Here is a 13,489-nt window from a genome sequence, read left to right on the forward strand (position 1 = left end):
ATGTGGATAACGCAATTAAATGTAGTTTATATAAATCGGGTAGGAGGTAAATGTTATTCATAAAAGGCATTTACCTCCTACTTTCACATTTACCGACCTTCCACACCACCGTACGTGCCGTTCGGCATACGGCGGTTTCGTACTTTTACACCTCACGGTGTGTGGCAAGTTGTTTTCAGCTATCCCTTTGAGTAACGTCACTTCTATCCTATTGTCGGATTCCGTCCTATCGTCTTGGATAGAGAGCTCCTTTCGGACATCTGACGAAAAGGTTCGCAGGGTAGCATTCATTTACTATTGCACTGCACGATTCGGTCCTTCCCTGTAGGCACACGTGCCTTGGGTACTATGACCTCTGCTGACTTCTCACGGCAAGCTTTACTCCGCTTCTTTCGTAAAAACAACTATTTGAAACATCCGTGAGACCTCCTCGGATAAGAACATTATCTTTCCATCTTATACCTACTTCATTTTTTCGCAAAGCTCAAGGAAAATCCACCGACCATTCCGAATAGCTATGGGACTTTGATTTGTCTGGCAATCTTATCCATGGTCATATGCCTTATATGAAGTTTCTGTTCGTTAGGCCAGATGTTTGCCGCTGGCTTCCTTCAGATTTCACCTCACGATGAACACCCTTGCCTTTGGCTATGTAATTCCCGCTATTAGGGCTTACTCGGGACTTCCACCCGTTAGATAATGCTCATGCCGAGCGTACCAAAAAGACCGTATCCTGTCGTGTGACTGGGATACGGTCTTTTTTTCGGTGTTTGTAGCCCACTTATCCCACAACCATGCTCACTAAGTACAGCGCGACGGGGATGGTGACGACGGCGATACCGATGAAGTCGATGTATACACCCGACTTAATCATCTTTGTAATGGGAACGTAACCGCTGGCATAAACAATGGCATTCGGTGGCGTCGAGACGGGGAGCATGAAGCCCAACGAGGCAGAGAGGGCCACGCCTACTGCCACCGGCACTGGGCTGAACCCTGCCGAGAGGGCTGTTCCGATGGCAAGCGGACCAATCATGTTGGTCGCGGCGGTATGCGAGGTCAGCTCTGACAGAAGCAGTGACATCACGCAGAATACGGCCACGAACAGCAATTCAGACGGCTTGCCGCCCATCATGGCGATAATCTGGTCGCCAATCCAGCTCGACAGACCGGTGGAATACATCATGCCTCCCATAGCCAGTCCGCCACCGAAGAGCAGCAACGTACCCCATTCCACGCCCGCCACGGCATCCTTCCAGTCGAGCGTCATCTTGTTCTTCTTCAAGTCTACGGGCAGGAAGAACAGCAGCAGCGCACCCACCATAGCCGCAATAGCCTCTGGGAAGAGCCTGTTGTATTTGTTCAGCACCTCGCTCTGGGTGCCGAGGACGATGCTCAGCACGCCTGGCGTTATCCAGAGAATGACGGCCACGCCGAAGGCAATCATCGTGTTCTTCTGCGCACGAGTCCATTTTCCCAGTGCCTTTACCTTGCCGTTGATGAATTCGGTGGCGCCTGCGATGTGTTTCACATCACTTGGGAACATGCGAGAAAGTACGATGTAGGCAATCACGAAATAAGCCACCATGGCCACGAATCCCCATACCATCCATTGGAAGAACGATTCATGTAGGTCGCACATCTCGTTGAGGAATCCCAGCATGATGATGTTCGGTGGCGTTCCAATCGGCGTGAGTACGCCGCCGATGGAGCAGGCGTAGGCCGTCATGAGCATAAGGCCAGTGGCGTATTTGTACGAACTGAGGTTGACAATCTTGCCTTGCGCGGCCATCATCTCGCGGATAGCCTCGAGCAGTCCCAGCGCAATGGGGAACATCATGGCGGCTGTTGCCGTGTTGCTAATCCAACCCGAGCAGAGCATGCACGCCAGTCCGATGGCCAAGAAGATGCGCCGCGGGTTGTCGCCCACCCATTTCATCGACATAATGCCATAGGCGATACGCTTGTCCACACCATTCACCATCATGGCTTTGGCTATCATGAAACCTCCCATGAAGAGGAAAATCATGGGGTTGGCAAAGGCGGCAAAGGCCTCTTTCATCTTCACCACATCGAACACCACACAGAGGGTGGGGCCTATGAGGGAAGTCACAGGGATGGGTACCGGCTCGGTAATCCACCACAGTGCCACCAGCGTCATGATGGCTAGTAGCTTGTGGCCCTCGGGCGTGAGGCCAGAGATGGGGGTAATCCACACGAGGATGGCGCATATCGGACCGAAGATGGCACCGATGATCCTACGTTTACGGTCGAATGATGAGTCCTGATTTGACTGTTCTTGTTCCAGAGGCTCTGCTTTCTTGTTCGTGTCGTTCATATCAGTTAATTAAGTGTTTAAGTTATTGGTATTAATGATTCCAAAAATAAGAAATATATTCTAATCAACCGTTTAATTGGCTATTTTTCTTTTGATTTATCGTTTTTTTTGTCAAAAAGTAGTTGATTTATCTTTAAAATGTTTATATTTGCGTTGTAACTTTTCTGTTAAGGAGAGCTTAAGATACCATTCTCCCGATGTGGAATGTGTGGTTTTTATTCAAGAATTATCCATCAAAAACCTTATATATTATGAAAATGGTGTATATTATTCTCATTGCAGTAGTGCTCATCTTAGCGATTGCCTATCTGACCTATCGTAAGAACCACAATCTGGCGTTTAATGAAGAGCGTCTGAAAGATGCCGTCAATCGTGTTTTCAGCGAGTCTGGCATGTCTACTATGAAGCGGTCCGATTTCCTCTTGCGTCTGAAGCAAATCCTCGGCTGCACGCACAAGCAGGCGCTCTATATGTATGGAGTGGCTCGAACCAAAGGACTAATTGAGGTCGACAATAAGCAGGTCAGCAAGGCTCCATAGTCAGCTGCATAGCGCCACAGTGCCTATTCTATACTACATCTATTAAGGTGTAGGGTTGTGGCAAGCGCCGTCTCGGTGTTCTCCTGATGGCCGGCCACCAAAAGAAAAAGGCGACACCTCATGATGTCGCCTTTTCTCATATATTGCTGTGTAACACTAACGGTACCGTGCCAACTAATTGCTTGCCTTGGGCTGCAAGTTGGTGATCTCCATTGTACACTCTTCCTTTTCGCTTTTATCCTGCTTGAAGGTGATGAACAGTGTTTTGATGCTCTCGGGGTAACTTGCCTTGGTATGGTCTACCTTTACACCCATATTATAAGTTGGCCTGTTTATGTTTGTATTGGGAGTTACTGACAGTGTAATCCAATCCGGCAATTCATTCGTAACGGTTTCATGCTTCATTCCTGCTTCATCCTCGTATGCATATTTGACAATCTGAAAGCTCTGCAAGGCAGCATACAAATCATATGCAGTTTTGCCAACCAGACCATAATATGTATATCTATAACTATTCAAGTTAAACTCAGCCTTAGAAAGGCCATCGTCACCAGGCTGGGCATCTTTGGATGATGGCCTAAGCTCAAACTTATATCGCAAATCTGCATCCGAGAGGTTTTCATCAATCCTGTAAACAACTACCTGTCCTGGCTTCCACGCTTTGACGGCAGCGAGATTGATGGTGAGCTTCTTGATGGGTGCCCGATGGTCTTTATCCTTGTTAGGTCTCGGTCTAGGGTATAAGCCATTATCCTCCGTCAACCAAATAACAGCTTTTGCGTCTGCGCCCAGTTGCTGCGGAATCATAAAGATGGTGAGATTGTCGCGCTTGCCATCCTTCATCACACCCGTCACTTGGGTTCTGTTAACTTGGGTGGTTTTGTTTGGGGTGACAGTTCTATAGTTTACACCTTCATACTTCGGCCATTTTAGGTGAATGGGTTCCTTCGTGTCAGAGGGTGTCCAGTTGAAAGTGGGTATGTCACCATTGAATGTCACCTCACAAGTACCCTTGGCAGCCAAGCCCTGCATCTCGATACCCGCAATCTCATAGCCAGTGGGGCATTTGTCGCCAATGGCGAAGTTGACGGCTGTGAGGGCGTGATGCAAGGTAATCTTGGCAGGTTGCTGTTCTCCTTCCGCCTGAACCTTAACGTTGGTCTTGCCAACCATGAGGTCTATGTGTTGCGTTGCGTCAATGCTTGCACCGAGGTCGTAGGTCAACGAGTATTTGTCTATGCCTGTTTTTTCAAGGCTGTTCTCTCCTTGCAGGTACGGATACACGCCTACCAGCTGCACGTATGGCTCTGCCTTGTTGTAGTACTTGGCTGCTCCACCCACCGTAACGGTTCCGGATTTAGATGCCTCACCATTGGCAATGAAGTTGAGCGTGTTGCCCATTTGGTCGAAGCCGCCCTTGCACGAATAGCCATAAACGCTAAACTTAGAATCGTCTGGCATGACGCCAATATTGTCGTACATGGTTCCGCGCGTAGTGGTGACAGCGTTGGTGGCAAATTGCAGTTTCACCTCGCTTCCTACCTTACCACCGTTTGTATCAGTAGTTCCCAATTCGTTGTCCACGTCTTGCGAGCAAGACACGGTCAGCATCATGACACCTGCCATGGCAAGCATCAGCTGCTTTTGTCTATTCAGAAATCTATTCATAGCAGTTTTTGTTTTTGTTGTTCTGTAATTCCGTTATAACTAACTATTGGCCAATCAAGGTTTCAGCCAATCTGGCAACTCTTCTTGTCCCTCAGATGTTCCTCCTGGGTTTTCAGGTTCAGTCTCCTCCCATGGATCCACCTCAAAACCTGCTTCTGGCTGAGGGCTTGCGGCAAGAATTCCAGCAGAAGATCCAAAAGACAACACCTTGCACACAGGGGACTCATAAAACTGTTTTACTTGTAACTTGTTTCTTTTCATATTCACAATTACTTATTTTCGTTTAGTTTTGGCTACAGTCTACCCTAACTCTAACAGGTAACTTTACTCTATCTGAAAACTTTGCAAAGGTATATATTTTTCTCCACATTAACGCTTTGGAGTATATAAAAAAACTAAAAAGCGCGATTAATTAGTTTTCCCTCAAAAAGGCGAGATAGCATTTTTCATATTAACCTGCGGAAAGAATTGGTGATGAAAACTATTTAAGAGCAATAAAATTGCTTTAATTTGCTTACTTAAATTTAATTCTATAACTTTGCACTGCAAAAAAGGTCGAACAATCCGACTGATATTGCAGTAACGTGAGTAATATATGGTTATCCAAAGAAATAAATACATCGAAGCTTTGATAAGTAAGCGTTGGAATGGAAAGGTAAAGATAATCACTGGCATTAGACGCTGTGGCAAATCTTTTCTGTTATCGACATTATATAAAGATTATCTGAAGAAAGAGGGTGTTTCTGAAGATTGCTTCATAGAAATCGCATTAGATAGAAAAGTGAACATAAAGTACAGAAATCCGAATGTGCTTTATGAATACATCATGGATAAAGCATGCGACGAAGAAAAACGATATTATGTTTTTATCGATGAGATACAATTGTCTATAAAAGTAAAAAACACTGATATAGACGAAAGCCTTGTGTCTGAGGACGACAAGGATATGCTTTACACAACGTTCTATGACATTCTCAATGACCTTATGGCACGGAAGAATTTGGACATATATGTTACTGGTTCAAATTCTAAAATGCTGTCTTCTGATATTGTGACGAATTTCCGTGATAGAGGATCAGAAATAAAAGTATATCCACTTTCCTTCAAAGAATATTATGAAGTGTCTGGCCTTGAAAAAGCTGATGCACTTGAAGAGTATTTAACCTATGGGGGAATGCCGTCAGCAGTCTTGGAACAAAGTGAGTCTGAAAAACAGAAATACCTTTACGACCTTCACAAGAATGTGTACATTAAAGATATTGTTGAAAGGTATAATTTAAAGGATGATGAAGTGTTGGACGCACTTATTGACTCGCTTTATTCTGCAGTAGGCTCACTAACCAATACCCATAACTTGGCCAATACAGCCGGTTCTTTGATGAAGCGCAAAACATCTGACCATACTATCAAGAATTACATCAACTATCTTGAAGATGCTTATTTGTTCTTGGGTGCCAAACGGTATGACATCAAAGGAAAGAAATACTTCGACAACACTCAGAAGTATTATTCCATTGATATGGGATTAAGAAATGCGAAACTGAATTTCCGCCAACAAGAAAAATCTCATTTAATGGAGAACCTTATTTATATAGAACTAATTCGTAGAGGATATCGCGTCGATGTTGGAGTCGTAGAACTGACACGTGTTATTGATGGCAAGAAGAAACAGTCACAATATGAGATTGATTTTATCGCCAATACAGGACGTGAAAAGATTTACATCCAATCTGCATTGAATGTAGATACTGTTGAGAAAAAGAACCAAGAAACATTTTCTCTAAAGAACTCAGGGGATTTCTTTAAGAAAATGGTAATTCTTGATGGCAACTCCAAATTATGGACGGATGACGAAGGCATAATGTATGTTGGTGTCATTCCTTTTTTATTGGAAGAGTCCATTATACCACAATATTGACATTCTAAATTATTGTTGAATAGTCGCGAGAAGCTACCTTCGCCTCATAAAAAAAAAGAAAAGTATGGCAGATATCAAGCATCCACCATACTTTCCTCATTGATTGGACCGCTATTACAGCAGGGCCTTGAACTTCTCATCGAGCGTTGCCTTTGAGGCTGCCCCAACGAATTTGTCTACCAGCTCTCCTCCCTTGAAGAAGAGAATGGTAGGAATGCTGCGCACGCCAAACTGCATGGCTAAGTCGTCATTCTCTTCTACATCGCATTTGCCTACGACGATTTTTCCATCATAGTCGTTTGCTAACTCAGAGATAACAGGACCTACCTTGCGACAAGGGCCGCACCATGTAGCCCATAAATCCACTACCAATGGCAGATCGCCATTCTTGTAACTCTCGAAATTCTCGCTTGTAATTTTAACTTCCATTCTTTATTTGATTTTTATATGTCTTTACGACAAAGATAAACGATTATCATGAATCATGCAAGCATCGTGCCAAATTAATTCACCAGATAATTCATATTGGGGTTTCCCTCGATGTATCTGATCAGGTCATGATTCAAACTGATTTGCTGAAGCCCTGAATGAAGCAAGATACTGGTTTGATGTTTCTTGTCCACTACTTGGAAGCACAGCTGCGTGTTGCCCTTTGAATCTTGCAACATCGACACAATGTCGTTCACCACCACTTCATCGATGGCCTCGCTATCCACGACAATGGTCAGCCTGTGTATCTGCTTGTCTCTTACCGTTTGCAGGTACTGAACATCGTTGATGCGAAAGTCGTAGTAGTTGCTGTCCCGGTATCGCTGCGTACACTTGCCCGAAAGATAAACGGTACTGCCCACTACCATCATGCCTTTCCACTTTCCCCATTCCTCACCAAAGAAGGCTATCTCGCCTGTTCCACTAAAATCTTCTATCGTCACGAAGCCACAAGGCTTTCCGGTTCTCGTAAATTTGTCCTTCACATCGGTAATCATGCCAGCGAAAACCACGTCTGCCTTTTTGGCCAACTCGGCCTTGTCGCCCAGTTCGGTGCACGATGTGTTGCACATGCTCTTCAACACGATGCTGAATTCGTCCAACGGATGAGCCGAAAGATAGATTCCCACCAAGTCATGCTCGCGATTCAATTTCTCAATGTTGCTCCACAACTCTGGTTTAGGAATGGGTGGTGTGGCAATCTCTACGGCATCTACGCCGCCAAAGAGCGAATGTTCTATTTCTGATTTCTTGTTCTGATAGAGCTGACCATAGCGTACGAGCGTGTCGATAAACAGTTCGCCTTTGTTGTTGGCAGTGAAGTAGCTCTCTCGCGGAATGCCGAAGCTGTCGAATCCACCACTAAGTGCCAAACTTTCAAAGGCCTTGCGGTTGACCTGCGTAAAGTCCACTCGGTGTGCAAAATCGAAAATGTCTTGGTACAGTCCATTGGCCTCTCGCTCTTCGATGATGGCAGTTGCGGCGGCATCACCCATACCCTTGATGGCAGCAAGACCGAAGCGTATTTCCCCGTGGTGGTTCACACCAAACTTCTGATAGCTCTCGTTGACGTCGGGGCCTAACGTGGCAATACGCAGCGACTTGCACTCGTCCATCAATTTGGATATTTCCGTTATCTGATCCTTGCGGCGACTCATGATGGCTGCCATGAACTCGGCAGGATAGTGTGCCTTGAGGTATGCCGTTTGAAAAGCCACCCACGAATAGCAGGCCGCATGCGACTTATTGAAGGCATAGGATGCAAACTTCTCCCAGTCGGCCCATATCTTGTCCAGCACGTTCTCATCATATCCGTTCTTCTTGCCGCCTTCGATAAACTTGGGTTTCATGGCATCTACTATCGCCTTTTTCTTCTTGCCCATCGCCTTACGCAGGGCGTCACTCTCTCCACGCGTGAAATTGGCCAGCAAGCGCGAGAGCAACATCACCTGCTCTTGATAAACAGTGATGCCGTATGTATCTTTCAAATACCGTTCCATCACCGGAATGGGATATGTAATCTCCTCCTCTCCTTTCTTACGGGCGATGAACGACGGGATGTTGTCCATGGGACCGGGGCGGTAGAGGGCGTTCATGGCGATGAGATCTTCAAACTTCGTTGGACTTAACTGGCGCAGATAGTTCTGCATGCCGGCCGACTCAAACTGGAACGTGCCGATGGTGCGTCCCTCTTGGTAAAGCTTATAGGTCAATTCGTCGTCAATGGGAATCTTGTCGAGGTCGATGTCTATGTTCTTCGTCAGCTTCACATTTTTTACCGCTTCCTTCAACTCCGACAGGGTTTTCAGCCCCAAGAAGTCCATCTTGATCAGTCCTGTTTCCTCAATCACATGCCCATCATACTGCGTACAGTTGGTTTTTTCGTCCTTAAAGTCGGGGTCATCGGCCGTTGACACGGGTACCCAGTCGCTAATGGGGTCGCGACAGATGATGAAACCACAGGCATGGATGCCCGTTCCCCGCACCGTTCCCTCCAGCATTTTGGCATACTTGATGGTGTTGCTCTCGCGTATGTCGGTAGAGGCTTCGGCCATCTGTAGCTCGGGTGTGCATTTGATGGCGTTGGTGAGGTTCATTTTCATCTTATCGGGAAGCCTCTCCGGAATGGCCTTGCACAGAGCGTTTGCTCGCTCCAGCGGCAGTTTTTCCACCCGCGCCACGTCCTTGATGGAGTTCTTGGTTGCCATACTGCCGTAGGTGATGATGTGCGCACAGTTCTCGTGTCCATACTTGTCCATCACCCATTTCAGCACCTTCCCCCGGCCATCGTCATCAAAGTCGGTGTCGATATCGGGCAAAGAGATGCGGTCGGGGTTCAAGAAACGCTCGAACAGCAAGTCGTATTTCAGGGGATCAATCTTGGTAATGCCCAAGCAGTAGGCCACAACCGACCCGGCTGCCGACCCACGTCCCGGTCCCACCATCACGCCCAATTCCTCTCGGGCCGCACGAATGAAGTCGGATACAATCAAGAAATAGCCCGGAAAACCCATGGTCTTCATCACATGAAGCTCAAAGCGTATGCGGTCGTCCACCTCCTTGGGCAGCGGGTCGCCATACAACGGCTTGGCACCCTCATAGGCAAGATGCTGCAAATAGTCGGCCTCAAACTTGATGCGATACATCTTCTCATAGCCGCCAAGATGGTCTACCCGCTTCTGCGCGTCTTCCTCCGACATAGGATTTTCGCCATTTTCATCGGTGGTAAACTCACGCAGAAGGTCTTCCTCCGTGAACTTTTGTTTCCAATCCTCTTCCTTTCCAAACGATTCGGGGATGGGGAAGTTGGGCATGATGGGGTCGTGATTGATGGAATAGGTTTCCACCTTATTAAGAATCTCGATGGTATTTGCCATCGTTTCGGGCACATCGCTGAAGATATTGTTCATCTCTTCGCGGGTCTTAAACCACTCTTGCTTGGAATAAAGCATGCGCGTGGGGTCGTCAAGGTCTTTCCCCGTAGAGAGACACAACAGGTGATCGTGTGCCTCGGCGTTCTCTTTGTCCACAAAGTGAACGTCATTGGTGCACACCACCTTAACACCATACTCCTTGGCCAGCTTGAAAATCACCTGATTGGCGCGCTGCTGCATGGGATAGGCCTCACGGTTGGCCCGAATGGAGGGGTCTTTCACCTCGTGGCGTTGTATCTCCAGGTAGTAATCGTCACCAAAAACCCGCTTGTACCACTCCACCGCTTCCCTGGCTCCGGCCATGTCGCCGGCAATGATTTTACGTGGAACCTCTCCAGCCAGACAGGCCGAACAAACAATGAGGTCTTCATGATATTTCTCCAATTCCTCACGGTCGGTACGCGGCCGCATGTAATAGCCGTCCTCCCAGGCATGGCTCACCAGTTTGATGAGGTTTTTGTAGCCCCGATAGTTCTTCGCCAATACGATGAGGTGGTAACCACTCATGTCGCCCATGTCCTTGACCTTGTCGAACCTACTGCGCCGAGCTACATACATCTCACAGCCGAAGATGGGCTTGAAGGGCTGCTTGCCGTCGGCCTTCAACTGCTTATTCACCGTGTTGGCATAGTCGAAAAATTCTTTGATGCCAAACATGTTTCCATGGTCGGTGATGGCCAGTCCGCGCATCCCGTCGGCAACAGCCTTGTCAACGAGCCGCTTCACGGGCGACTGACCGTCCAGAATGGAATAATAAGTATGTACGTGTAGGTGGACAAAATCGTTCATGAGCTCAATTTATTTTGGAGCGTAAAGGTACTCAATATGCTCCACACGGCCAAAGAATGAGAGTAAAAGTTTGTGCGGTTTCCAAAAAACAATTATCTTTGCACAAACTTCTAATCGGTTTTCATACTATGATTAAAAGAATCAAGAAACTGAAGAAAATCCGTATACATCGCGAAGGAACAGACACCCTGATTTGGGGATTCATAGCCATTGCAGCCATCGCATTGCTATTATGGCGTTCGTTCGAAACTAAAATCCCATTTTATGCCTTTACGGTTATCTTCGGAACAATATATTGCATCGTCATCAATTTCTTTCAATGCCCCATCCGCTATTTTCCATCTGAGGACACCGACAAGATTGTAGTGGCCCCAGCTGATGGTAAAATCGTGGTGATTGAGGAGGTGGAAGAGAACAAGTACTTTCACGAAAAGCGCCTCATGATTTCGGTCTTCATGAGCCTGTTCAACGTTCACGCCAACTGGTTTCCCGTTGACGGTAAGGTGAAACTGGTTCATCACCAAAACGGCAACTACCACAAGGCATGGCTGCCCAAAGCCAGTGAGGAGAATGAGCACAGCGACGTCATTATCACCACGCCCGACGGTGTGGACGTTCTCTGCCGACAGATTGCTGGAGCCATGGCCAGACGCATCGTGACCTACGCCAAAGAAGGTGAAGACTGCTATATTGACGAGCACCTGGGCTTCATCAAATTTGGTTCGCGCGTGGACGTGTATCTGCCGCTCGGAACGGAAGTGTGCGTGAAGATGGGACAAAAAACAACAGGCGACCACACCGTCATTGCAAAACTGAAATAAAACAAAGCGGGAACGGCAATCGGGGTGACGCACGTCACACCCACTACCCTACCAGACCTCTACGACACAAATGAGCAACATCATCAAAAGAAACATACCCAACGCACTGACTTGCAGCAACCTCATCTCGGGCTGCATCGCAACTTGTTTCGCCTTTATCGGCGATGCCAAGATGGCCTTGATATGGATACTCGCCGGGGCCACATTCGACTTTTTTGACGGCATGTCGGCCCGCTTTCTAAAGGTATCATCGCCCATCGGCAAGGAATTAGACTCGCTGGCCGATTGCGTTACCTTTGGTGTAGCGCCGTCCACCATGGTTTTTTATGAGCTTATGGTCATCGACTACCCGTCGTTTCTCACTACGCCAGAGGCGTTTTCTTTCGACCCTTACCGCACGTTCATTCCCTACATAGCCTTCCTCATGGCTGCTTTCTCGGCACTGCGGCTGGCCAAATTCAATATTGACACGCGTCAAACCGATTCGTTCATTGGGCTTCCCACACCGGCGAACGCCCTGTTTTGGGGGTCGCTCATCGTCACAAGTCCTGCCTGGCTTGAAAACAATGCCGGCGCACTGGTATACATTTTAGTACTGCTGCTGTTGAGTTGTTATCTCTTGGTCAGCGAGATTCCCATGTTCGCCCTGAAATTCAAAAACTTTAAATGGCAGGGCAACGCCATCCGACACAGCTTCATCATCTTCACAGCTGTTGTGCTTGTAACGTTTGGCGTATTGAAAGGCTGGTGGATTGTCATTGCATGCTACTTCCTCATATCCTTGGGATTATTACTGACAGGTAGGTCAAAAATCACCAAGATGAATCACGACAAAGAACACAAACTATGATATCCAAAATAATTTTTATCATTTTCCTCATCGGCTTGCTGGTGGTAGGCTTTTCCGCAGCAAAGTTTATCAGCATTTTCCGCGAAGGTGCCAAACTGTTCAGAGAGCAGGCCAAAGGGTCAGCCCAGCAGCGGCAACACCATAGAAACACCACCCAAACGGTGGTAGACCATCGGGATGCTGACGAAATAAACAAAAAAATCTTCAAAAAAGACGAAGGCGAATACGTTGAATTTGAAGAAGAACCCGCTGAAACGGAAATTAAGAACTAAGCGGAAGCGGCCTTTTCTTTGTCTCTTCCCGCACCTGCGAATGGGTTTTGTATATGCTCTACGTTCAGCACACAATCAACGTCTAACTGTAGGTATAAATATAGGTTCTGCAACAATTAACGGTACTACTTATGGTATGTGTGTAAAAGCATCGAATATAAATAGAATTTTTGGACTTACAAGATACTAAAGGGTTGTCATGAAATTCTTATTTAAGACATTTTGCATTATGGTCATATTCACGATGTTCGTGGATATGACCGCTCTAAGTAATAACATAACGAATAGAGATGGTTTATGGCGTGTTGATTCAGACTCCGTCACAATTACCACAAGCTATAGTGAGAAACAGCCAGAAAAATTAAATGTATACATTTATAATCACAGCAATTCGACGATATATATAGGGCGAACTTATGGATTGTTGATGCAAGTAGATGGGGAATGGAAATACATTGCCAAAGGTAGAAATCAAAAGTGCATAACTATATGGCCAGCGTCAAAACGTAACTTTCAAGTTAGTCTATGCGCTAAGAAAATAAAAAGCTCCTCAGGATGGGCATATAGAACAGATTCACTTTACAAAGTAAGATTTGACGTGTATGACAGCGATGGTATTTTTATTGATAAAATGGACTCTGATTTCAAAGTTTCTGGTAATATTGTTTGGCATCTGACTGACGGATTAGTGATTATACATTTAGATTGAATATTCCAAATGCCAATTTTGAGTACGTAAATCTTCTGCCGCTACCTCTCGGCGAAGTCGAATGACAGCCAAACTGCTGCCACGACAATAGTCAAGCAAACAGAAAGAAGGTTTAGATTGCTGTATTCAGACCGCTTAAAAAAAAGAGAACAAAATGATTATA

The 13,489-nt window shown here is 46.4% G+C and carries 11 protein-coding genes; 6 read left to right on the plus strand and 5 right to left on the minus strand.

The window, feature by feature from the left end; all coding sequences use genetic code 11:
* Positions 1-781 precede the first annotated feature (781 nt).
* Complete coding sequence (locus NQ518_RS06460; protein ID WP_227960376.1) at positions 782-2,338, minus strand: SLC13 family permease; 1,557 nt, start codon at positions 2,336-2,338, stop codon at positions 782-784.
* Between the two features lie 251 nt (positions 2,339-2,589).
* On the opposite strand from NQ518_RS06460, the gene NQ518_RS06465 reads away from it, so the two are divergent.
* Entirely contained in the window at positions 2,590-2,877 is a 288-nt protein-coding gene (locus NQ518_RS06465; RefSeq protein ID WP_227960374.1) for a type III effector protein, read from the plus strand.
* Positions 2,878-3,051: 174 nt separating this feature from the next.
* Here the strand turns inward: NQ518_RS06465 and NQ518_RS06470 are convergent, their stop codons facing one another.
* Complete coding sequence (locus NQ518_RS06470; RefSeq protein WP_227206517.1) at positions 3,052-4,545, minus strand: fimbrillin family protein; 1,494 nt, start codon at positions 4,543-4,545, stop codon at positions 3,052-3,054.
* Between the two features lie 54 nt (positions 4,546-4,599).
* Positions 4,600-4,806 carry a hypothetical protein gene (locus NQ518_RS06475; RefSeq protein WP_227206518.1) on the minus strand — a complete coding sequence of 69 codons (207 nt, stop codon included), beginning with the start codon at positions 4,804-4,806 and terminating at the stop codon, positions 4,600-4,602.
* A gap of 334 nt (positions 4,807-5,140) precedes the next feature.
* Between NQ518_RS06475 and NQ518_RS06480 the strand changes: the two genes are divergently transcribed.
* Positions 5,141-6,463: an ATP-binding protein gene (locus tag NQ518_RS06480; protein WP_227206520.1), complete on the plus strand. Its 1,323-nt coding sequence runs from the start codon at positions 5,141-5,143 to the stop codon at positions 6,461-6,463.
* Positions 6,464-6,577: 114 nt separating this feature from the next.
* Here NQ518_RS06480 and trxA read toward each other — a convergent pair whose 3' ends face one another.
* Both trxA and dnaE read right to left on the minus strand, forming a co-directional pair.
* Complete coding sequence (gene trxA / locus NQ518_RS06485) at positions 6,578-6,892, minus strand: thioredoxin (RefSeq protein ID WP_227206522.1); 315 nt, start codon at positions 6,890-6,892, stop codon at positions 6,578-6,580.
* 74 nt (positions 6,893-6,966) lie between these two features.
* The gene (dnaE, locus tag NQ518_RS06490; protein WP_227206524.1) at positions 6,967-10,674 is read right to left on the minus strand and encodes a DNA polymerase III subunit alpha; all 3,708 of its coding nucleotides are present in this window, start codon (positions 10,672-10,674) and stop codon (positions 6,967-6,969) included.
* A gap of 128 nt (positions 10,675-10,802) precedes the next feature.
* Between dnaE and NQ518_RS06495 the strand changes: the two genes are divergently transcribed.
* The 4 genes from NQ518_RS06495 to NQ518_RS06510 all read left to right on the plus strand — a co-directional run bounded on the left by NQ518_RS06495 (position 10,803) and on the right by NQ518_RS06510 (position 13,326).
* On the plus strand, positions 10,803-11,495 hold the full coding sequence (locus NQ518_RS06495) for a phosphatidylserine decarboxylase family protein (RefSeq protein ID WP_227206526.1): 693 nt from the start codon (positions 10,803-10,805) through the stop codon (positions 11,493-11,495).
* A 70-nt stretch (positions 11,496-11,565) separates the two neighbouring features.
* Positions 11,566-12,345, plus strand: coding sequence for a CDP-alcohol phosphatidyltransferase family protein (locus NQ518_RS06500; protein WP_227206528.1), 780 nt, complete (start codon positions 11,566-11,568; stop codon positions 12,343-12,345).
* A complete protein-coding gene (locus NQ518_RS06505) occupies positions 12,342-12,617 on the plus strand; it encodes a DUF4834 family protein (protein WP_227206530.1) in 276 nt (91 codons plus the stop codon). The genes NQ518_RS06500 and NQ518_RS06505 overlap by 4 nt, the downstream gene beginning before the upstream one ends.
* A 229-nt stretch (positions 12,618-12,846) precedes the next feature.
* On the plus strand, positions 12,847-13,326 hold the full coding sequence (locus NQ518_RS06510; protein ID WP_227960372.1) for a hypothetical protein: 480 nt from the start codon (positions 12,847-12,849) through the stop codon (positions 13,324-13,326).
* The last annotated feature ends 163 nt before the right edge of the window (positions 13,327-13,489 follow it).

The sequence above is a fragment of the Hoylesella buccalis ATCC 35310 genome (genome assembly GCF_025151385.1).
In the GTDB taxonomy this organism is placed as follows: Bacteria; Bacteroidota; Bacteroidia; order Bacteroidales; family Bacteroidaceae; genus Prevotella; species Prevotella buccalis.